This is a genomic window from Streptomyces sp. NPDC055815 (assembly GCF_053616475.1).
In genome coordinates this window covers 14,295-36,348 of sequence record NZ_JBSHDU010000027.1, presented here as the reverse complement: position 1 = coordinate 36,348, position 22,054 = coordinate 14,295, and the positions used below count along the sequence as shown (strand labels likewise).

Below are 22,054 nucleotides of genomic sequence, written 5' to 3'. Positions count from 1 at the left end.
TACCGGTCGGTAGGCTCGGCGTCACCCGACGCACCCAGGGAGACGCCATGCCCACCGCCCTGCGCATCTGCCCCCTCTGCGAAGCGACCTGCGGACTCACCCTGACGCTCGACGGAAGCCGCGTCACCGGGGCTCGCGGCGACCGCGAGGACGTCTTCAGCAAGGGGTTCATCTGCCCCAAAGGGGCCTCCTTCCCCGAGATAGACGCCGACCCGGACCGGCTCCGCACCCCGCTGGTCCGCAAGGACGGCAGACTCCAGGAGGCCACCTGGGCCGAGGCGTTCGACACGATCGCCGCCCGAATCCGCCCGCTCATCGAGGAGTACGGGCCGGACGCGGTGGGTATCGTCCTGGGCAACCCCAACGCGCACACCATCGCCGGCGCCCTCTACCCGCCCCTGCTGATCGGCGCGCTGCGCACCAGGAACCTCTTCACCGCCTCCACGCTCGACCAGATGCCCAAGCACGTCTCCAGTGGGCTGCTCTTCGGGGACCCCTTCGCCGTCCCCGTGCCGGACCTGGACCGCACCGACCACCTGCTGATCCTCGGCGCCAACCCCCTGGACTCCAACGGCAGCCTGTGCACCGCCCCCGACTTCCCGGGCAGGCTCAAGGCACTGCGCCGGCGCGGCGGCACCCTCACCGTCGTCGACCCCCGGCGCACCCGCACCGCCCGCCTCGCCGACCGGCACGTCGCGATCCGCCCCGGCGCCGACGCGCTGCTCCTCGCGGCCCTCGTCCACACGCTCTACGACGAGGAGCTCACCGACCTCGGCCCGCTCGCCGCCCACGTGGAGGGCGTCGAGGAGGTACGGGCCGCGGTGCGGGAGTTCAGCCCCGAAGCGGTCGCCGCCGCCTGCGACGTGGACGCGGACACCATCCGCGCCCTCGCCCGGGAGCTCGCCGCCGCGCCCACCGCCGCCGTCTACGGGCGGATGGGCAGCTCCACCGTGGCGTACGGCAGCCTCGCCAACTGGCTCGTCGACGTGCTCAACGTCCTCACCGGCAACCTCGACCGGCCCGGCGGCGCGCTCTTCCCGCTCTCCGCCACCGCCCCCGCCCCGCGCCCCGCAGGACCCGGCAGAGGCTTCGCCCTCGGCCGCCGGCACAGCCGCGTCTCCCACCACCCCGAGACCAAGGGCGAGTTGCCGCTCGTCGCCCTCGCCGAGGAGATCGAGACGCCGGGGGAGGGGCGCATCCGCGCGCTGATCACCGTCGCCGCCAACCCGGTCCTCTCCGCGCCCGACGGGGACCGCCTCGACGCGGCCCTCGGCTCCCTCGACTTGATGGTCGCCGTCGACCCGTACCTCAACGAGACCACCCGGCACGCCGACGTCCTGCTGCCCCCGCCGCCACCCTCGCGCAGCGCCCACTTCGACTTCGCCTTCAACGCCTTCGCCGTCCGCGACCAGGCCCGCTACACACCGGCGGCCGTCCCCCTGGAAGCGGACCGCATGGACGAGTGCGAGATCCACGCCCGGCTGATCCTCGCCGTGTCCGGGATGCACGGCGCGCCGCCGTCCGCCGTCGACGACCTCGCCGTCGACACCACCCTCGCCAAGGCCGTGACGCAGGAGCACTCGCCGGCGTACGGCGCGGATCCCAAGGAGTTCGCCGCCCGGCTCACCGGGGCCACCGGGGCCGAGCGGCGACTCGACCTGATGCTGCGGCTCGGCCCGTACGGACTCACGCTCGACGAACTGAAGGCGCACCCCCACGGCATCGACCTCGGGCCGCTGAAGCCGCGCCTGCCGGGGCTCCTCAAGACCCGCAGCGGACGGATCGAACTGTTCCCGGCACCGCTCGCCGCCGACCTGCCCCGGCTGCGCGCCGCCCTCGACGCCGTACCCGAGCCGGGGACCCTCCAGCTCGTCGGGCGCAGGCACCTGCGGTCGAACAACAGCTGGCTGCACAACACGCCCGCCCTCGGCGGGGGGACGAACCGCTGCACCCTCCAGGTGCACCCCGAGGACGCGGAGCGGCTGCGGCTGGTCGATGGCGGGCCGGCCAGGGTCAAGGGCGAGGGCGGTGAGCTGGAGGTGCCGGTGGAGGTCACCGACGGCGTGCGGCCGGGGGTCGTGAGCCTCCCGCACGGCTGGGGCCACGACCGGCCCGGCACCCGGCTCGCCGTCGCGTCCGAGCGCCCCGGCGTCAACGTCAACCAGCTGCTCGACGGCTCCCGGATCGACCCCCTCTCCGGCACCGCCGTCCTCAACGGATTCCCGGTGGAGGTGTCGCCGCTGTAGTCGGCCCCACCCGTCACCACGGCCGTGACCTGGGGTTTTGCTCGTATTGCTCACGCGTCAACATCTTGTTAACGGCGGAAGAGGGCACCTACCGTCATCCGCACCGCCGCTCGGCGGCAGTTCAAGGGTGAACGTGAGGTGTCCTCCATGCTGACCGTCCTCGGCTTCGCCATGATCGCGACCTTCCTGGTCCTGATCATGCTGAAAAAGATGTCGCCGATCGCGGCGCTCGTACTGATTCCCGCGCTGTTCTGCGTCGCGGTCGGGCAGGGGGCCCAGCTCGGCGACTACGTCATCGAAGGCGTCGGCAAGCTGGCGCCGACCGCCGCGATGCTGATGTTCGCGATCGTCTACTTCGGCGTCATGATCGACGTCGGTCTCTTCGATCCGATCGTCCGGGGCATCCTGCGCTTCTGCAAGGCCGACCCCGTGCGGGTCGTCGTGGGTACGGCGGTGCTCGCCGCGATCGTCTCCCTGGACGGTGACGGTTCCACCACCTTCATGATCACGGTCTCGGCGCTGTATCCGCTCTACAAGCGGCTCAAGATGAGCCTGGTGGTCATGACGGGTGTTGCCGCCACCGCCAACGGCGTCATGAACACCCTGCCGTGGGGCGGCCCCACCGCCCGCGCCGCGACCGCGCTCAAGCTGGACGCCGGCGACATCTTCGTGCCGATGATCCCCGCGCTCGGCGTGGGCCTGCTCTTCGTCTTCGCCCTGGCGTACGTGCTGGGTCGCCGCGAGCGCAAGCGGATCGGCTACCTCACCCTCGACGAGGCCCTGGTTCCGGAGACCGAGGCGGTGCTGGTCACGGCGGGCGGCGGTAAGGGCAAGAGCGGCAAGAGCAAGGGAAAGAGCGGCAAGGGCACGGGCGCGGCCGGGGCCGGTCAGGCCTCGGGCGCCACGGGCGGCACGGACTCGGGAGCCGACGACCACGCCGGTGACGGGTTCCAGGGGCTCGACCCGAACCGTACGACGCTCCGGCCCAGGCTGTACTGGTTCAACGCCGGGCTCACGGTCGCGCTGCTCACCGCGATGATCCTCGAACTGCTGCCGATCCCGGTGCTGTTCCTCCTCGGCGCCGCCCTCGCGCTCACCGTCAACTACCCGAAGATGGCCGAGCAGAAGGAGCGCATCGCCGCCCACGCGGACAACGTCCTCAACGTCACCGGCATGGTCTTCGCCGCCGCCGTCTTCACCGGCGTCCTCACCGGCACGGGCATGGTCAAGCACATGGCCGACTGGCTCGTCGGCGCCATCCCGGCGGGCATGGGCCCGCACATGGCCCTGGTCACCGGTGTACTGAGCATCCCGCTCACGTACTTCATGTCGAACGACGGCTTCTACTTCGGCGTGCTGCCGGTCCTCGCGGAGGCGGGCGCGGCGCACGGCGTGTCGCCCCTGGAGATCGCCCGGGCCTCGCTGGTCGGCCAGGCGCTGCACATGTCGAGCCCGCTGGTGCCCGCCGTGTACGTGCTCGTCGGCATGGCCAAGGTGGAGTTCGGCGACCACACCAGGTTCACGGTGAAGTGGGCCGCGCTGACCTCGCTGGTCGTGCTCGCGGCCGGGATCCTCTTCGGGATCATCTGACCCCGGACCGGCCCACGCCCCGGTCGTGTGCGGCGGCGGGAGTGAGCCGGACGGGTGGAAGTCGGAGGGTGGTGCGACGGGTCGCCACCCTCCGTGTCCATGTTGTGACAGATAGTCGGATTATCGCAGTAAGCGTCCGATGTGCTCACGACTGGAGGACCTCCACGATGACGACACCCCCCACCCGTACCCTGCTCCGCACGGTGCTCGCCACCATGGCACTCAGCGCCGTCACCCTCGGGGGTGCCCAGGCGGCCTTCGCCGCGCCGGGCGACGACGGCGACGTCAAGGTGCACCAGTCGACGACGGCCGACACCAGCCCGGTGAACGAGCCCCGAGTCGACTGCCCCTTCCGCCTCGCCGCCCTCAACTTCGACGGACTCCCGAGCATCGACTACGCGATCTACCCGCAGCCCGGCCCGCCCGGAAACAACCAGGGCAGCACCCCGCTGAGGTCCGGCACCGTCCCGCTCAACGCCAACGGTGACGGGGCCGCCGGACCGATCTCCCTGCCGATCGGCATGTACAAGGTCGAATGGACCTGGGAGGGCAAGCTCGGCGCCCCGAAGTCGAAGGTCTTCAACGTCATCAGCAACTGCCAGAACGGCGGCAACGGCGGCAACGGCAACGGAGGCAACGGGAACGGCGGCAACGGGAACGGGGGCAACGGCAACGGCGGTAACGGCAACGGCGGAAACGGCGGCCACGGCCACGGCCACGGCAAGCCCCCGCACGGCCCGGTCGGCGCGGGCGGCGGCGGCAGCGCGCAGCTCGCCGCCGAGGACTCCTCCGCCTTCGGCGTCGGGGCGGCCGTCGCCGCCGGCCTCGCCGGCACGGCCGGACTGGTCCTGATCCGCCGCTCGCGCCGCCGCGACAATGGCGCCGCGTAGGTCCCGCTTCACGCGCAGGCAGCGACGCCTGATCCGGCTCACCAGGACCGTGGCCGTGACCACCGTCCTGGTGACCGGGGGCGTCTGGTGGGCCGGCGACGAGGAACCGGCGGACCCGCCGCTCGCCGCAGGCCCGGCCACCCCCGGCCCCGCCGCCCACGGCCCCGCCGCCCACGGCCGGGCCGGGGCGACGGCCGGGGCACCCGCCGCCCTGGACCACAAGGCGAAGAACAGGGCGCTGCCCAAGGCCAGACCCACACCGCGGCCGTCGCCCCCGCCCGCGCCACTGGCCCGTTCGCGCCCCGTCACCGTCGCCGTCCCGGCCATCACCATCGAGGCCCCCGTCATCGAACTCGGCCTCGACGCCACCGGCCGGCTCGGCACACCGCCCGTCGACGACCCCCGCGTCGTCGGCTGGTACGCCAGGGGGTCCACGCCCGGCGAACGCGGGACCGCCGTCGTCGTCGGCCACCGCGACACCCGCACCGGGCCCGCCGTCTTCCTCAACCTCAACTCGCTCAGCCCCGGCAACACCGTCCGGGTCGCCCGCGCCGACGGCAAGGTCGCCGTCTTCACGGTCGACCGGGTCCGGACGTACGCCAAGAGCGACTTCCCCGACAAGGAGGTGTACGGAGACACCGGGCGGCCCGAACTGCGGCTGCTCACCTGCGGCGGGACCTTCGACCGCGGCAAGGGGTACGAGGCGAACATCGTCGTCTTCGCCCACCTCACCGAGATCGCCCAGAAGATCTGACCGAGGCCCACGGACCGCACACCCGGCCCACGGACCGAACCCCCCGGCCCACGGACTGGAGACCCGGCCCACGGATCGGAGACCCGGCCCACGGACGCGAACACCCGGCCCACGGACCGAACCCCCGGGCCCCGGACCGAACTCCCGGCCCCCGGACCGAACATCCCGCCCACGAACCCACGCCCCGGCCGACGGAATCCAGCCGCTCCGTCGGCCGGGGCGTGTGCGGGGTCAGACCATCCCGGGTGCCCCGTCCGTCCACCTCACCCCACGGGCCCACGCCACCCGCCGCGCCCCCGCCGGATACGGCAGGGCCTCCGCCAGGGCCGTCGCCCGGTCGAAACCGGCCACCGCCTCCCGCTCCCGGCCGAGCGCCGCGAGGGCGGCGGCGTGCGCCGTACGGGCCTCCGTCTCCGCGAGCCGCTCCCCGGCCCGCTCCGCGCGCTCCACCTCGCCGACCGCCGTCCCGGCGGCCTCCGCGGCCCGGCCGCAGGCGAGGAGCGCCCAGGCCGTCAGATGCGCGGCACCGGTCTCCCGGCAGTCCGCGAGCAGCCGCAGCGCCTCCTCGGGCCTGCCCTCCCGCACGGCGAGTTCGGCGCGCGCGGACCGCACCTCGTACCCGGCCTGGTGGTCCCCCTGGGCCAGGGCCGTCCGCTCGGCCGGATCGAGCAGGTCGCCGCCGCCCGGCTCGGCCGCCCGCATCCGTACCCGGGCGAGCGCCACCAGGGCGTACGGCGCGCACCACCCGGCGTGCGAACCGGTGTCCCGCACCGCCGTCTCGGCCAGCTCGCGCGCCTCCTCCACCTCCTCGACGAGGAGGTGGAGTTCCGCGAGGTTCGCCCGCTCGAAGACCGTCGCCGTCGCATCGCCCGAACGCTCCGCGAGCGCGAGCGCCCGGCGGCCCGTGTCGATCGCCTCCCGCAGCCGCCCCGCCCGCCGGGCCGTCTCGCGCAGCACCGAGAGCACCGAGGCGAGCAGCTGCGGATCTCCGTACGCCTCCGCGTGCGGCAGCGCCCGGTCCGCGACCGGCCCCGCCTGCCCGAAGCGGCCCGCCAGACCCAGCGAGGTCGCCCGCGCCGCGAGGGCCCTGGCGAGCAGCCCGCGCCGCTCCGGTCCCGTCACCGCCTGCGCCGCGTCCTCCGCGGCCCGCGCGGCGGCGACCCCCTCCTCGTACCGGCCCGCGACGAAGCACAGCACCCCGCGGGACAGATGGTGGGCGCTCGCCACCGCGGCCGGGGTGTCCGGACCGGGCGGGCAGGAGTCGAGCAGCCGGAAGCCGTCCTCCGTGCCCCGTGTCTTCGGCATGAGCTCCGCGAGCCGCGCCGCGGCCAGGACGCGGCCGTCCGCGTCCCCGCGCCGGCCCAGCTCCTCCAGCGCCTCGCCGAGCAGCCGCGCCGCCTCCTCGAACCGGCCGAGCCGGCGCAGCACGGCGCTGCGGTCGATCCGGGCCCGCGCGGAGTCGGCGGCCAGGGCGTCGAGCCGGTCGGTGAGTTCGGCGTAGTAGCGGTCGGCCGTGTCGTTGGCGTAGAGCGCGGCCGCCCGCTCGGCGGCCTGCCGCAGATAGCCGGTGGCACGCGGGTCGTCCGCCCGGGTCAGATGGGCGGCCAGTGTGTCCACGGCCTCCGGGCGGCGGCGGAGCACGGCCTCCGCGTACGCCGAGTGCAGCAGCCGGCGCCGGGCCGCCGACAGGCCCTCGTAGCAGGTGAGCCGCACCAGCGGGTGACGGAAGGCGAGTCCGGCGACCGGCCGGCCCTCGGAGACCACCTGCCGCTCCTCGACCACGGAGGCGGCGACGGCCGCCTCCACGCCCTCCGTGGCCTCGGCGGCCGAGAGGCGCGGATGCCCGCCGCGCCGGGCCACGTCGAGGACCTCGGTCAGGGCCGCGTCCTGACCGGCGACCGCGACCGCGTCGACCACCCGTCGGGCCGCGGGGGCGAGCCGGGCGAGGCGCTCGGCCACCAGCTGGCGCACGCCCTCGGGGGCACCGGCCCGGCCGTCTCCGTCCCGGACCGCACGCGCCAGTTCGAGCGCGAACAGCGGGTTGCCGAGGGACAGTTCCCACACCCGCTCGGGGGCGGGGCCTCCGGTGCCCAGGGCGTCGGCCGTCAGGGCCAGACAGGCCTCGCGGGAGAGCCGGGGGAGTTCGACCGCGCCCGCGAGCGACTGGCGGACCAGCAGGTCGAGGACCTGGCGGCGCGGGTCGGCGGCGGGAAGTTCCTCGGGACGCACAGTGGCGAGAAATCGCCAAGCCCTTCCGGACTCCCGGGCCCGGCGGGCAAGATGGCCGAGGAGCTGGAACGAGCCCGCGTCCCCCGCGTGAAGGTCGTCCAGCACCACCATCACGGGCCGCTCCGCCGCCAGTTCACCGAGCAGCCCCGCCGTCGCCCGGAACAGCCGGTCCCGCTCCTCCTCGGGACTGCGCCCACTCCCGGCGGGCACCCGCCCCAAGGACGGCAGGAGCGCCGCCAGTTCGGGATACTCCGCCCCCGTCCTGGCCCGCTCCGCCGTCGGCCGGCCGGCAAGCCAGCCGTCCAGCGCCTCGGCGAACGGGCCGTACGGCGTGTGGCCCTCCGCGTCATGGCCCGCCCCCCACAGCACGGCCGTACCCTCGGCGGCCGCCCGCCGGGCCACCTCCCCGGCCAGCCGTGTCTTGCCGAGCCCGGCCTCCCCGGTGAGCAGGAGCACGGGCGGGGAGCCGGTGGAGAGCAGCCGGGCGAGGAGCTCGTCCCGGCCGCGCAGCGGAGTGCCGGGCGGGCGGCGCACCACGGCCGGCAGCGTGGGCCCCACCGACCGGGAGGCCGGCGGGGCGGTGGCGAGCGCCGCCCGGTGCAGCCGCTCGGTCTCCGGACCGGGCCGCACACCGAACTCCGCGTCCAGCGCCTCCCGGCACAGGTGGTACTGGGCGACCGCCCGGCGGCGCAGCCCCTGCCGGACGTACGCCTCGATCAGGAGCCGGTGCGCCTCCTCCTCGGCGGGGGCCGCCACCAGGACCTGCTCGGCCGCCGCCACCGCCTCCTCGGGGCAGTCGGCCGCCAGGTGGGCGGCGGCGAGGGCGACCAGGGTGCGTTCCCGCAGGGCGGCCAGCCGCTCGCGGCGGGCCTCCGCCCAGGGCGCGTACCGGTCCTCGGGCAGCAGGTCGCCCGTGAACGCCTCCACGGCGGCCGCGAGTCCGGCGCGCTCGCCGTCGGCGAGCGCCGCCTCCGCGCGGGCCTCGGCCTCGTCGGCGTCTATCCGTACCGTCCGCGGATCGAGGCGGAGCAGCGCGCCCTCGCCCGTCAGATAGGAGGACGCCGCCCGGGGTGCCAGCTCGGGTTCGATCGCCCGGCGGGCCGCGTGGAGCGCCACCCGCAGACTGCCCAGCGCGGCCTGCGGGTCCGCGTCCGGCCAGCAGATCTCCAGCGCCTGCTCACGGTGGAGACTGTGCCCGGGGGAGACCGCGAGCAGTTTCACCAGGGTCCGGGCGCTCGGGCGCGGCCAGCGCTCGGAGAGCGGCGGCCCGCCGTCCCGGTCCACCCGGAACCCGCCGAGGAGATGCACCCGCAGCACGGGAGGTGCGCCCGCTGGTATGTCTGCGCCCATGAGGGCGCCCACTGTAATGGGTGCCCCCTGAAACGGAATGCTGCGGTCCAGAGAAGCCGGAGACCCCCGGCCGGCGGTCCGGGCGGGGGTCTCGGGGCGGTGCGCGGGTTACTGGGCGGTCAGGCGGCCCGTCAGCATGCCGTGCATCGAGTCGTCCGACAGCAGATAGCGTCCGCCGGACAGTTCGATCGTCCGGTCGAAGCCCGTGTCGTCCTTGCCCAGGGCGACGATCTCGTCCACCCCGTCGCCGTCGAGGTCCGCGACGACCAGGTTCTGCGTCGCGTACCCGTTCAGCCTGGTCAGCTGGTCGGGGTAGTTGCGGCCTGCGGTGAGCACCGCCGGGTCCCACACATAGGCCGCGCCCTCGGTGCCGCCGACGATCAGCCGCCGGCCGCCGGGGCCGGTCGCGAACTCCGCCCGGTGCAGGACCGGCAGGGTGTAGATCCCGTAGTCCTGGCCGTCCTTGGCGAAGGTCCGCAGCGAGGCCGTACCGGCGAGGACGAGGCCCTCGTCGCCGGTGAACCAGTTGCCGAGCGTCCACGCGCCGCCGCCCGTCGCGGTGTGCACGACCTTGCCGGTGCGGAGGTCACGGAACTCGAAGTACGTCGTCCAGTAGGCTCCCTGCCGCACGATCCAGGAGTACACGACCGCGTGCCCGTCGGCGTACGGGACGCCGGGCGAGGCGTACACCCCGTGGTAGAGCTGCGCCGCGTACGCCGTGGTGTCCGGGTCGCCGGTCCACGTCGGGTCCGCCGACCAGAGGACCTTGCCCGTACGGGCGTCGAGCGCCGTCCCGCCGACCACGCCGGTCCCGTCGAGCACCCCGCGCGTCTGGTACGAGCCGAGGACCTTGCCCTCGGCGACGGCGAGGTCGGAGAAGACCAGGCCGTACGCGGGCGCGTACTCCCACAGCTGGTGTCCGTCGCCGGCGTAGGCGTGGACCGCGTTCGTCGGCACGAGGATCTCGTCGTCGCCGTCCCCGTCGAGGTCCCCGACCGTCACCGAGCGGACGAACTGCCCCTCGCCGTCGATGGTCCTGCGGACCCGGCCGGTGGCGGAGTCGACGACCACGGCCGCCGTGTCGGCCGCGACGACGAGCTCGTCGCGCCGGCCGTCGCCGTCGGTGTCCGCGATCCGGATGTCGCCCTGCACGGAGCCCGGCAGGGTCGCCCGCCACAGCATCCGGGGCTTCCCGGAGGCGAGCGACGGGCCGTCGTAGGCCCACAGGCCCTGGGACTGGCCGCCGACGATCACGTCCTTGCGTCCGTCGCCGTTCACATCGGCCGCGAGGCCGGTGGACAGGTTCGCCTGGAGCGGGGTGACGGAGGTCTGCCGGCCGCTGCCGAGCCCGTACGAGCGGATGTTCTGCTCGTTGTCGACGGTCCGGACCCGCCACTCGTCGCCCTCGCGGTACGGCTGGGCGTAGATCGGGGAGGCGTCCGCGCCCTTGTGCTGCCAGCGCACCTCCCCGTCCCGGCCGTTGAGCGCGGTCAGGGTGCCGAAGCGGCTGCCGCCCGGGTTGGCCGCGGTGTCCTTGCCCTCGGTGGTGAAGTACGAGGCGAGGACCTTGCCGTCGACGATCTTCAGACCGAGCGCGGAGTCGCCGTCCTTGCCGTCGCCCTCGCCGCGCTTCACCGTGCGGGACCACAGTTCGGCCGCGTCGCCGCCGTCCAGGGCGCGGACGGTCGCGGTGTTGACGTACAGGTACTCGTCGAGGGTCGACTCGCTGATCGCGTACTCCGGCGCCTCGTCCCCGCGCAGCTGGCCGATCCGCAGCCCGATACCCAGCGCGTTGACCCGGGTGTCGAGGGTCGTGCGGGTGCCGTCGGCCGGGTCGTAGCCGGCGAGTTCGTACCGTACACCGTCCCGGTAGTCCGCCTGCTCCAGGGCGAGCAGACGACGGCGGGCCGGGTCGTAGGCCAGCTGGCGGGAGTACAGGTCGTTGTCCGTCCGCCACACGACCGAGCCGTCGGCCGTGTCGAGGACCAGGGTGCGGCCCGCGGCGGGGGCCGTCGCCGTCTTCTTCACGTACCAGGAGACCGCGACACGACCGTCCCCGAGCGGCAGGGTGGAGCCCCACCGGCCGTTGCGCTGCCCCGTCTCGTACGTCCAGGCCGCCGTCGCGGAGAGCCTCGTGCCGTCGTACGAGAAGCGCAAGGCCTGGAGCGACGCGGTGGCGTCCTTCGCGGCGTTCAGGTTGGTCGAGGGCTGGTCGCCGACGAGCAGGGTGCCGCCGACGAGGGTGACCTGCTGGGCGTCGGCGAAGAGCTTCGACCACAGCGTCCGGCCGGTGGCGCCGTCGAGGACGGTGACGAAGGTGCCCGTGGTGAGCGGCGAGCCGGGGGAGGTGAAGGGGCGGTACGGGCTGGTGCCGACGTCGGCGGTGAAGACGACGTCCGCGACGCCGTCGCCGGTGAGGTCGCCCTGCGCCCAGCCCCGGTCGGAGCTGTCCGCGAAGGGGCTGTTGGCGTGGAAGCCGGTGGTGATCCGCGCCGGATACGGCTCGGACTGCCAGGGGCGGATGTTCTTGACCTGCCAGTCGGCGTAGAGCGAGGCGTTGTCCCGCTTCCAGACCGTGCGGCCGTCCGCGGCGAGCCGGGTGACGGTGCCGAGGCTGTGCACGGCGAGGAAGTCGCCGTGCCCGCCGCCGAGCTGGGCCGTGTCCGCCTGGCCGCGGTAGGTCTCCAGGGCGGAGGCCTGGGTGACGCTCACCCCGGAGGCCGCCGTGTCCTGGGTCTCGGCCGTCAGGGAGGCGGCGGGCCGCTCGTTCTGCGGGGTGACGTCCAGGGTCCGCGGGGCCTCGGCGCGCTGCTCCAGGGCGTCGGCCTGGGCGTCGGTGAGGATGCGGGCGCCGTCGGGGGCGACGGGTCCGTCGGCCGCGTGGGCGGCGGTCGCGGGGAGCGCGGTGAGGGCGAGGCCCGCCGCGACGAGGGCGGAGGCGAGGCGTACGCCGCGCCGGGAACGGTGGGTCATCACGCCGCCTCGGGGAAGATACGGAGGGCCGAACGGTCCTTCAGGACCGGTTCGTCGAAGGAGTACTGCAGGGCGTCGGTCCCGGCCTGGTTCTCGATGCCGACGGTCGCGCTGCCGCCGGCTTCCCGGGCGTCGGCGCCGATCGACTGGTACTGGAGGACGATCGCGCCGGTCGCCTCCTCGAAGACGGCCTCGAAGGTGACGCGCCTGGAGGTGTCGGAGGCGAAGGCGGCGTTCTCCCAGAGGATCGTGAACCTGCGCTGCCCGGCGGTCCCGCTGGTCCCGGTCCTGACCGCCGACTTGGCGTCGAGGGTCAGGTCGTCCCAGTACGCGGCGAGGATGCCGTTCGGCTGGCCCGGGGACGGCAGGGCGGTGTTGGCGTAGTCGCCGAGGCGCGGGGCCAGGAAGTTGACCAGGCCGTTGGTGGTGACGCTCGCCTGGTGGTACGTGACGCCGTAGAAGGAGACGGGGAACGGCAGGGCGATCGTCTTGGCGTTCTCGTCGCCGGAGAGCGCGAGCTTCGTCGACGCGGTGGTCCAGGCGTACGAGGCGGGCAGGCAGCCGTTTCCGGACGCGTCGGTACGGGCGGGCAGGGCGGCCGTCACGTTCTCGTCGCCGTCCACCGCGAGGACGGCCTGGTAGGCGCCGTTGCACAGGACGGGCGCGGCCGGGGTCGCGGTGAGGGTGAAGGAGCCCTCGGCGACGGCCGGGAAGCGGAAGGCGCCGGAGGCGTCGGTGACGACCGGGGTGAGCGGCGCGTCCGTGAAGCGGACGGTGGCGCCCTTCAGGGGCTTTCCGGTGACGTCGAGGACGGTGCCGGTGACGGCGTGCGCGGGGACGGCGTCCAGGGCGAGGGAGTGGGAGAGGGCCTGGCCGGTGGTGACGGTGAGGCCGTTCTCGGTGAGGTCCCGGTAGCCGTAGCCGCCGGCGGTGAGGGTGTACGTGCCGGCGGGCAGCGTCAGCCGGTAGGCGCCGGTCGCGTCGGTGGTCACGGTGCGACGGGTCCCGTCGCCGGAGGCCGAGGCGCCGGCGGCCGTGACGGTGACGTGGGCGAGCGGGGCGCCGGTGGCGCGGTCGGTGACCGTGCCGGTGACGGTGGCCGCGGTGTGCGGGGCGCGGTCCACGGCGGCGAGGACGTCCAGCTTGCCCTCGCCCCACACGTTGTTGGCGGCCGCGGTGCCGCCGCAGTGGGTGTCGTCGACGTCACGCGCGGAGCCGTTCAGGGCGGCCCGGGTGGCCTCGATGTCCCCGATGAGGGAGGGCGCCGAGGACCAGAGCAGGGCGACGGCGCCGGCGACGTGCGGGGTCGCCATCGACGTACCCGAGATCGCGCGGTAGAGGCCGCCGGGCCAGGAGGAGCGGACGTCGACGCCCGGGGCCGAGATGTTCGGCTTCATCGAGCCGTCGACGAGGGAGGGGCCGAAGCCGGAGAAGGCGGCGATCTTCCCGTTCACGTCGTAGGCGCCGACGCCGTAGGCCGGGGCCTGGGCGCCGGGGGCCTCGGTGGTGGAGCAGCTGACGCCGTTGCCGGAGTTGCCGGCCGCGAAGGCCTCGAAGATCCCGGCGGCGTTCCAGGAGGTGATGATGTCCTGGTAGAAGGTGGTGTTCCCGCCGCCCCAGGAGTTGTTGACGATGTCCGGGGCGAGGTCGGGGCGCGGGTTCTGCCCGGTGCGGTCGGTCGGCGCGAGGATCCACTGGCCCGACTTGAGGAGCGAGGAGTCGGAGCAGCTGCGGGCCTCGCAGCCCTTGGCGGCGATCCACTTCGCCCCGGGGGCGACGCCGATGCCGCCCGCGCCGGCGATGGTGCCCATGGTGTGGGTGCCGTGGCCGTTGTTGTCGCAGGGCGTGCCGCCGGTGCACTGGCCGGTCGGGTCGTACCAGTTGTAGTCGTGGCTGAAGGTGCCGTCGCCGAGGTTGCCCCGGTAGGTGCCCTTCAGGGCGGGGTGGTCGAACTGCACGCCCGAGTCGATGTTCGCGACGACGATTCCCTCGCCGCGGTTGTCGTACTGCGACCAGACCTGGTCGGCCTTGATGTCCTTGACGCCCCACTCGGGGGTCACGGCCTCCTCGGCGGCGGTCGCGGTCTCCTCGACGGTGTCGAGGGCGTAGTGCCGCTCCTGGCGGAGGGCCGCCACGTCGGGGCGGGCGGCGAGCTGCTCGACCAGGGCCTTGCCGCCGGTGACCTTGACGGCGTTGGCGATCCAGTACGACTCGTAGCCGACCTTGGCGCGGTCGAGGAAGCGGGTGAGGGAGGCCTGGCTGCGGCCGGCCTCGGCGCGCAGGGCGTCGAAGGCCGCCCGGGCCTTCTGCTCGTGACCGCGCTGGGTACGGGCCCGGGAGAGGTCGGCGCGCTCGGCGAGGACCACGAAGAACGTCGCCTCGCGGCCGGCGTCGACGGTCGCGGTGACGCCGGGATCGACGGTGGCGTGCGGGGCGTGCGGGGCGTGCGGGGCTTGTGCGGAGGTCGGTGCCGCCGTCGCGGCGGGCGCCGCGAGCAGGGCCGCGGCGGTGGCGGCGGCCGCGGCCCAGGCGGTGGTTCCGCGCCGGAGGGGTGAGCGGGGCGGGTGCATGTGGGTGGCTCCTCCATCGCTGGTACGGGGGAAGCCGGCGCCCCGCCACCCCCAGGGCCCGGGGGCGGCGGGGCGGGCTCGAGGGGGGACGCTAGGGGGGTGGCGTTACTGACGAATTACTGGGCCGAGCCCCGCCCGTCGTGGGCCTGCGCCCCGCCCGTTGTGGGCATGCGTTCCGCCGGGGCGGTGCCCACCCCGTTGTGGGCAGGCGTTCCGCAAGGGGCGTGGGGGTCCCCCCTGCTCGAGCGAAGCCGAGAGCTTGGGGGAGGGTGGGCACACGGAACGGCGCCCCTCGCCGGGCCTAGGCTCCCGCGCCTGAACCCGCACCACGTCGTGCGCCGCGCAAGGTGGTGCGGGCCAGGGCGCGGAACGCGGAGGCGCCGCGGAAGGGCGCCGTCCCGTGTGCCCACCCGTCCCGCCCTGCGGGACGATTGCCCACACGGGGGGTGACCGGACGCACTGCGGTGGGCCCTGGCGTCTGAAAACTAACAGCGCTAGTTTGGGGTCGACGACGAAGCGGTCACGTGAGGAGACACCGGATGAAGGCCCACGACGCGATGTACATCGGCGGGGAGTGGCGCCCCGCCTCCTCCACCGACACCATCCCGGTGGTCAACCCGGCGGACGAGCAGGTCATCGGCCACGTCCCGGCCGGCACCGCCGAGGACGTCGACGCCGCCGTCCGTGCCGCCCGCGCCGCGCTCCCCGCCTGGGCCGCCACCCCGCCCGCCGAGCGCGGAGCCCGTATCGCCGCGCTCCGCGACGCGCTCGCCGCCCGCGCGGAGGAGATCGCCGCCACCGTCACCGCCGAGCTCGGCGCCCCGCCGCAGCTCGCCGCCGCCGTCCACGCGGGACTGCCGATCGCCGTCGCCGGCTCGTACGCCGAACTCGCCGCCGTCCACCCCTTCGAGGAGAAGGTCGGCAATTCCACGGTCTACAGCGAGCCGGTCGGCGTCGTCGCAGCGATCACCCCGTGGAACTACCCGCTCCACCAGATCGTCGCCAAGGTCGCCCCGGCCCTCGCCGCCGGCTGCACCACCGTCCTCAAGCCCGCCGAGGACACCCCGCTCACCGCGCAGCTGTTCGCGGAGGCCGTCCACGAGGCGGGCCTGCCCGCGGGCGTCTTCAACCTGGTCACCGGCCTCGGCCCGGTCGCAGGCCAGGCGCTCGCCGAGCACCCGGACGTGGACCTCGTCTCCTTCACCGGCTCCACCGCCGTGGGCAAGAGGATCGGCGCCCTCGCGGGCGGCGCCGTCAAGCGGGTCGCCCTCGAACTCGGCGGCAAGTCCGCCAACGTGATCCTGCCGAGCGCCGACCTCCCCAAGGCCGTCGCCGTCGGCATCGCCAACGTCATGTCCAACTCCGGCCAGACGTGCAGCGCCTGGACCCGGATGCTGATCCCGGCCGACCGGTACGAGGAGGCGGTGGCGCTGGCCGCCGAGGCCGTCGCCAAGTACGTCCCCGGCGAGCGCGTCGGCCCCCTCGTCAACGCCAAGCAGCAGCAGCGCGTCCGCGGCTACATCGAGAAGGGCATCGAGGAGGGCGCCCGGCTCGTCGCCGGCGGCCCCGAGGCCCCGCGCGAGACCGGCTACTACGTCTCCCCGACCGTCTTCGCCGACGTCACCCCCGACATGACCATCGCGCAGGAGGAGATCTTCGGCCCGGTCGTCTCGCTCCTGCGGTACGAGGACGAGGACGAGGCCCTCGCGATCGCCAACGGCACCGTCTACGGCCTTGCCGGAGCCGTCTGGGGCGAGCAGGCCGAGGCCGTCGCCTTCGCCCGCCGCATGGACACCGGCCAGGTCGACATCAACGGCGGCCGCTTCAACCCGCTGGCCCCCTTCGGCGGGTACAAGCAGTCCGGCGTCGGCCGGGAGCTCGGCGTGCACGGACTCGCCGAGTACCTCCAGACCAAGTCCCTGCAGTTCTAGGAAGCGAGGAGACAGCGTGATCCGCGCCGCCGTCCTGCCCGCCGTCGGCTCTCCGCTGGAGATCACCGGCATCGAACTCCCCGAGCCCGGACCCGGCCAGGTCCGGGTCCGGCTCGCCGCCGCCGGGGTCTGCCACTCCGACCTCTCCCTGTCGAACGGCACCATGCGCGTGCCGGTCCCCGCCGTCCTCGGCCACGAGGGCGCGGGCACCGTCGTCTCGGTCGGCGAGGGCGTCACGCACGTCGCCCCCGGCGACGGTGTCGTCCTCAACTGGGCGCCGTCCTGCGGCAGCTGCCACCCCTGCTCGCTCGGCGAGGTCTGGCTCTGCGCGAACGCCCTGACCGGCGCCGCGAACATCCACGCCCGCACCGAGGACGGCACCGAGCTCCACCCCGGACTCAACGTCGCCGCGTTCGCCGAGGAGACGGTCGTCGCCGCGAACTGCGTCCTGCCCGTCCCCGACGGCGTGCCGCTCACGGATGCCGCGCTGCTCGGCTGCGCCGTCCTCACCGGCTGGGGCGCGGTCCACCACTCGGCCCGGGTCCGGGAGGGCGAGACCGTCGCCGTCTTCGGCGTGGGCGGGGTGGGCCTCGCGACGCTCCAGGCCGCCCGGATCGCGGGCGCCTCGACGATCGTGGCCGTGGACGTCTCCCCGGAGAAGGAGGCGCTCGCGAGGGCGGCGGGCGCCACCGAGTACGTCGTGGCCTCCGAGACGACGGCCAAGGACATCCGGAAGCTGACCGGGGGCCAGGGCGTCGACGTGGCCGTCGAGTGCGTCGGCCGCGCGGTCACCATCCGCACCGCCTGGGAGTCCACCCGGCGCGGCGGCCGCACCACGGTCGTCGGCATCGGCGGCAAGGACCAGCAGGTCACCTTCAACGCCCTGGAGATCTTCCACTGGGGCCGCACCCTGGCCGGCTGCGTCTACGGCAACTCGAACCCGGCCGAGGACCTGCCGGTGCTCGCCGGGCACATCCGGGCCGGCCGGCTCGACCTCGGCGCGCTCGTCACCGAGCGGATCACCCTGGACGGCATCCCGGGCGCCTTCGAGAACATGCTCGCGGGCAAGGGCGGCCGGGCGTTGGTGATCTTCCCCTGACCGAACGCGGAAGCCCGTACCGGCATCGACCGGTACGGGCTTCCGCGCGTCAGAGGTCCAGGACGAGACGCTCGCCCCGCGAGCGCCCCACGCAGATCATCATCGTCGTCCCCGAGGCCTTCTCGTCCTCGCCGAGGACGGAGTCGTGGTGCTCGGGGGTCCCGGCGAGCACCTTCGTCTCACAGGTGCCGCACCAGCCCTCCTCGCAGGAGTACGCGACACCCGGCACCACCTCCCGCACGGTGTCGAGAAGGGTCCGTCCGGGCTCCACGCGCAGCGTCCGCCCGGTCCGCCGGAGCTCGACCTCGAACCCGCCCTCGCCGGAGGCCCGCTCCGCCGGGGCGGCTCCGAACCGCTCCGTGTGCAGCGGACCCGGCCACTGCTCCTCCACCGCCCGCAGCAGCCCCTCCGGGCCGCAGCAGTACACGGCCGTCCCGTCGGGTTGGCCGGCCAGGACCGCGTCCAGGTCGGGCAGCCCATGGGTGTCCTGCGGGACGAGGGTGACCCCGGGGAGTGCGGAGAGCTCCTCGCGGTACGCCATGGAGGCCAGACTCCGGCCGCCGTAGAGCAGCGACCACGAGCCCGGCGGCAGGGAGCGGATCATCGGGAGCAGCGGGGTGATGCCGATGCCGCCCGCGACGAAGAGGTACCGCTCGGCCGGCAGCAGCGGGAACCGGTTGAACGGGCCCCGCACGTCGAGGACCGTGCCCTCGCCGACGGCCGTGTGGAGCTCCTCGGAGCCTCCCCGGCCCGCCGGCTCGCGCAGCACCCCGATCCGGTACGTGCTCCGGTCCGCCGGGTCGCCGCAGAGCGAGTAGTGCCGGACCGTCCCGGACGGCAGCGTCACCTCCAGGTGCGCGCCGGGCTCCCAGGGAGCGAGTGCGGCGCCGGTGGGATCGGCCAGGATCAGCCCCCGTACGCCCTCCGCCTCCTCGACGACCGACCGGACCGTCAGACGACCCGTTGGCACAGACATGGCATCACCTCGACGTTCGTGACGGTGGAAGCAGCGGCTCCGGCCACACCTGGCACAGCGCCCCGTACAGCACGGCGGCGACCACGAAGGACGCCGGCAGGCTCAGGTCCACCCCGCCCGTGAGGCCTGTCAACGGGCCGGTGTACAGGGGGTTGTTGACCCACAGGACGCCCACGGCGGAGCCGATCGCGAAGGCCGTGACCGCTCTCGGGTTGACCCCGGCCGTGTACCAGTACCGTCCGCCGCCGCCCGTGGCGAACGCCCGCAGCGCCTCCGCGTCGTACCGGCCCCGGTGGAACACGTACCCGACGGAGAGCACGGCCGCCCAGGGGGCCACGACGGTGAGCAGCAGCGTCACGAACGCCGACATGGCGTCCATGGCGTCGTACACCACCGCCCCGAGGTACAGCACGGCCACCGCGAGGAGCGCGACGACGGTGGTCACGGCGGCCCGCGAGGAGCGCCAGAACACCGAGTTGGCGGAGAGCCCCGCCGCGTACAAGCAGAGTCCGGCCTGCGGGAGGGTGCCCGCGAAGCCGAAGACGACCACCGCCACCGCGAACCAGCCCGGCACCGCGTCCGTGAGGCCCTGCAGCCACGGCTCGTCGGGCACGGGGAACAGCGTCGTCACGTACGCGCCGGTGAGCAGCGCCGCGAGACTGCTGAGGAACATCGAGATCCCGCTCGCCCGCACCACCCGGCCGGTGGGGGTGGTGGCCGGCATGTAGCGGGTGTAGTCGCCCTGGAAGGTGGCGTACGACAGGGGCACGGTCGCGGACGCGGTCGCCGCGAGCAGCCAGGTGTGCAGGGTGCTGTCGAGCGCCAGGGGCCCACCGGCGTACCCCGCGTCGAACTTCGGGGCGAGCACGAGGGCGGTGCCGAGCAGGACCGCCCCGCCGGTGACCGCCGTGATCCGGTACGTGCGGACCAGCGTCTCGTGGCCCCGCACGGCGACGAGCGCGACCGCCGCCGCCGTCACGAACATCGCGACGGTCAGCGCGCCCGGACCCGTCGGCGTGGACAGCAGCCGGTGCCCCGCGACCATCACGGCCGTGCCGCCGGTCCACACGGCGATCGCGAAGAAGCCGAGCGCCGTCACCACCGTGATGAGGTTGCCGACGACCCTGCCCCGCACGCCGAAGTGCGCCCCGCTCGCCACTGGGTCGTTGGTGCCGGTGCGGACCCCGAACCGGGCGAGCGGCGCGAGCAGCGCCGTCCCGACGGCCACGCCGGCCGCGATCGCGCTCGCCGAGGCCCACCAGCCCAGACCGAAGACCACGGGCAGCGCGCCGAGCACCACCGTGCCGAACGAGAACTGCGCGGAGGGCCAGATCCAGCCGAAGTCGCCCGGCGAGGAGGTGCGCTCCTCCTCGGGCACCGGAGCGATCCCGTCGTGGTCGACCGCCGCACGGGGCGGCGTCACGGTGGACGCCGCCCCGGTCGGTGTGGTGGTCATGAGGCGCCCCCGGCGAGGTCCTCGGGACGGTCCTGTCCGGGCAGCACGTCGACCACCCGGAGGGCGGCGCAGGCCGCCCCCGAGAGGCGCTCTCCGCTGGTCAGGTCGAAGGTCGTGTGGTGCAGGGGGCAGGTGATCCGCAGCCTGTCCCCGTCGACCCTGCCGTACTTGAGCCGGCCCCCGCGGTGGGGGCAGACGGCGGCCGCGAGCACCTTGCGGCCGCCGACCTCGACGAGGACCAGGTCCTCGGTCACCTGGCGGACGGTGGGCTCGCCGGAGCCCCGCCGCCCGGCGGGCACGGCCGTCATGCGACGGTCTCCCGCGCCCGCGCGATCGCCGTCTCCGTGGCCACGCCGACGATGTCGGACGCCAGCCGCACGCCCGCCCAGATCTTGCCGAAGTCCGGCTCGTCGAGCGCGCGGATCGCCGTCCGCATGTGGTTGCTGTGGTACGAGTCGATGTACAGGTGCTCGGTGTAGTAGGCGTCGTGGACGATCCCGAGGCGCCGCGCCGCGCGGGCGAAGCTCTGGAAGGCGTACAGGACGCTCGTCTCGAAGTAGGCGTACGCCCCGAGGAAGTACTGCGGGGACGGCGCCCGGCTCGCCAGCCAGTGGAACATGTTGACGTACGCGTAGCACTCCGGCGACGTGTCGTCGAGGTAGTCGTCGAGCTCCAGGCTCATGCCGAGCTCGGTGAGCAGGTCCCGGTAGAGCTGGGAGTGCGCCTGCTCCTCGTTGCCGCAGCCGAGTTCGTCGATGAGGACCCGGAAGACCGCCATCGCGGAGCGGTACGGCAGCCGGGGGACGACCGGGAGCAGCGACTCGGACTCGGTGAGCCCGTCGAGCGCGAACTCCCGCACGACCACCTTGAACTGGTCGAGCGTGGCGTGCTCGGCGAGGAAGGTCGCGCTCTCGGGGAGCGCGGCCTCCTCCTCGGCGAGGAACTCCTTGAGCGCCTGGAGCAGTTCGCCGGCCGAGCCGAAGCTCGGCGCGGAGGCCTCGTAGGCGCGTGCCTTCGGCAGGATCCACCGCTCCTCGATCGCGGTCATCGAGCCGTAGTCGCCGAGGTTGGGCACCCGCCGGTAGAGGGCGTGGAGTTCGCGCTGGGCGGTCGCGGCCGGGGCCGCGATCGAGTGCGCGGCCACCGGGACGGAGGAGGCGGTGGGGGAGGCGGGGGTGGTGCTCATGCCGCCTCGACCTCCTCGTGGGTGGTGGGGGAGCTGATCACGCCGCGCTCGTGGAGTTCCTTCTTGACCCAGCGGTACCAGTCGTCCTTGAAGACGCCGTACTTCTCGCAGACGGTGTTGATCTCGGCCTGGCGGTCCGGAGTCGGGTCGACCAGCATCGCGTTGCACAGACCCGGTTCGAGGTTGGCCAGCGGGCCGATGAAGCCCTGGATGCCGCGGGCGTCGACGAGGAGGTTCTCCCAGCCCTCGAAGACCGGGATGCCGGTGCCGGCCTCGGCCATCCGGCGGGTGAAGGCGGCGTCGCCGCTGGACTCCTTGATGCCGACGATCCCCGGGATCTCCTTGCAGATCCGGATCAGGGTCTCGAACTCGATCCGGTTGCCCGACAGCGCCTCCTCGTTGTAGAGGAAGATCGGTATGTCGAGGGCCGCGCGGATCGCCCGGTAGTGGTCGACGATCTGGTCCTGCGTCACGTCGGCGCCGAAGGGCGTGGTGACGACGACGGCGTCGGCGCCGATCTCGGCGGCCGTGCGGGCCCGGTCGACCACCGAGGCGGTGTCGGGGAGCTGGATCCCGGCGAGCACCGGCAGGCCGCCGGCGTGCTTGACGGTGTACGTGACGACGTCCTGCCACTGCCGGGCGTCGAGCTTCCAGCCCTCGCCGGAGGTCAGGGCCGGCATGAGGCCCGTGACCTCCGTCCGGATGTGGTCGAGGAGCCGGACGACGCTCTGCTCGTCGACGGTGCCGTGCTCGTCGAGGGGGGTGATCAGCGGGACGACGGTCCCGGAGTAGGTGTCAGGCATG

At 74.1% G+C, this 22,054-nt stretch carries 14 protein-coding genes; 6 read left to right on the top strand and 8 right to left on the bottom strand.

All coding sequences use genetic code 11. From position 1 onward, the window contains the following. Window positions 1-47: 47 nt before the first annotated feature. From ACWGN5_RS18850 to ACWGN5_RS18835, 4 genes are all read left to right on the top strand, one after another. Window positions 48-2,246 (top strand): molybdopterin-dependent oxidoreductase, encoded by a 2,199-nt coding sequence (locus ACWGN5_RS18850; protein ID WP_453516398.1) that lies wholly within the window; start codon window positions 48-50, stop codon window positions 2,244-2,246. A 147-nt stretch (window positions 2,247-2,393) separates the two neighbouring features. Then, entirely contained in the window at window positions 2,394-3,836 is a 1,443-nt protein-coding gene (locus tag ACWGN5_RS18845) for a CitMHS family transporter (RefSeq protein ID WP_453516396.1), read from the top strand. 167 nt (window positions 3,837-4,003) lie between these two features. Further along, entirely contained in the window at window positions 4,004-4,726 is a 723-nt protein-coding gene (locus tag ACWGN5_RS18840; protein WP_453516395.1) for a hypothetical protein, read from the top strand. Further along, a complete protein-coding gene (locus ACWGN5_RS18835) occupies window positions 4,713-5,480 on the top strand; it encodes a class F sortase (RefSeq protein WP_453516393.1) in 768 nt (255 codons plus the stop codon). The genes ACWGN5_RS18840 and ACWGN5_RS18835 overlap by 14 nt, the downstream gene beginning before the upstream one ends. Window positions 5,481-5,711: 231 nt before the next feature. Here the strand turns inward: ACWGN5_RS18835 and ACWGN5_RS18830 are convergent, their stop codons facing one another. The 3 genes from ACWGN5_RS18830 to ACWGN5_RS18820 form a co-directional block, all read right to left on the bottom strand. Next, complete coding sequence (locus tag ACWGN5_RS18830) at window positions 5,712-9,059, bottom strand: ATP-binding protein (RefSeq protein ID WP_453516392.1); 3,348 nt, start codon at window positions 9,057-9,059, stop codon at window positions 5,712-5,714. A 108-nt stretch (window positions 9,060-9,167) separates the two neighbouring features. Beyond that, window positions 9,168-12,032 carry an FG-GAP-like repeat-containing protein gene (locus ACWGN5_RS18825; protein ID WP_453516390.1) on the bottom strand — a complete coding sequence of 955 codons (2,865 nt, stop codon included), beginning with the start codon at window positions 12,030-12,032 and terminating at the stop codon, window positions 9,168-9,170. Next, complete coding sequence (locus ACWGN5_RS18820) at window positions 12,032-14,602, bottom strand: S8 family serine peptidase (protein WP_453516388.1); 2,571 nt, start codon at window positions 14,600-14,602, stop codon at window positions 12,032-12,034. Before ACWGN5_RS18820 ends, ACWGN5_RS18825 begins: the two co-directional genes overlap by 1 nt. 539 nt (window positions 14,603-15,141) lie before the next feature. On the opposite strand from ACWGN5_RS18820, the gene ACWGN5_RS18815 reads away from it, so the two are divergent. Together ACWGN5_RS18815 and ACWGN5_RS18810 are read left to right on the top strand one after the other, a co-directional pair. Beyond that, a complete protein-coding gene (locus tag ACWGN5_RS18815; RefSeq protein WP_453516386.1) occupies window positions 15,142-16,533 on the top strand; it encodes an aldehyde dehydrogenase family protein in 1,392 nt (463 codons plus the stop codon). Window positions 16,534-16,549: 16 nt separating this feature from the next. Further along, on the top strand, window positions 16,550-17,632 hold the full coding sequence (locus ACWGN5_RS18810; RefSeq protein WP_453516385.1) for a Zn-dependent alcohol dehydrogenase: 1,083 nt from the start codon (window positions 16,550-16,552) through the stop codon (window positions 17,630-17,632). Window positions 17,633-17,681: 49 nt separating this feature from the next. Here ACWGN5_RS18810 and ACWGN5_RS18805 read toward each other — a convergent pair whose 3' ends face one another. Genes ACWGN5_RS18805 through ACWGN5_RS18785 form a run of 5 tightly spaced genes read right to left on the bottom strand, consistent with a single transcriptional unit; the run spans window position 17,682 to window position 22,053 of the window. Continuing rightward, window positions 17,682-18,608: a PDR/VanB family oxidoreductase gene (locus tag ACWGN5_RS18805; RefSeq protein WP_453516383.1), complete on the bottom strand. Its 927-nt coding sequence runs from the start codon at window positions 18,606-18,608 to the stop codon at window positions 17,682-17,684. Between the two features lie 4 nt (window positions 18,609-18,612). Next, window positions 18,613-20,064 carry a purine-cytosine permease family protein gene (locus ACWGN5_RS18800; RefSeq protein ID WP_453516382.1) on the bottom strand — a complete coding sequence of 484 codons (1,452 nt, stop codon included), beginning with the start codon at window positions 20,062-20,064 and terminating at the stop codon, window positions 18,613-18,615. Next, window positions 20,061-20,372 carry a Rieske (2Fe-2S) protein gene (locus ACWGN5_RS18795; protein WP_453516380.1) on the bottom strand — a complete coding sequence of 104 codons (312 nt, stop codon included), beginning with the start codon at window positions 20,370-20,372 and terminating at the stop codon, window positions 20,061-20,063. The genes ACWGN5_RS18800 and ACWGN5_RS18795 overlap by 4 nt, the downstream gene beginning before the upstream one ends. After that, window positions 20,369-21,250 carry an iron-containing redox enzyme family protein gene (locus ACWGN5_RS18790; RefSeq protein ID WP_453516378.1) on the bottom strand — a complete coding sequence of 294 codons (882 nt, stop codon included), beginning with the start codon at window positions 21,248-21,250 and terminating at the stop codon, window positions 20,369-20,371. The genes ACWGN5_RS18795 and ACWGN5_RS18790 overlap by 4 nt, the downstream gene beginning before the upstream one ends. Continuing rightward, entirely contained in the window at window positions 21,247-22,053 is an 807-nt protein-coding gene (locus ACWGN5_RS18785; RefSeq protein ID WP_453516376.1) for a dihydrodipicolinate synthase family protein, read from the bottom strand. Before ACWGN5_RS18785 ends, ACWGN5_RS18790 begins: the two co-directional genes overlap by 4 nt. Window position 22,054 lies beyond the last annotated feature (1 nt).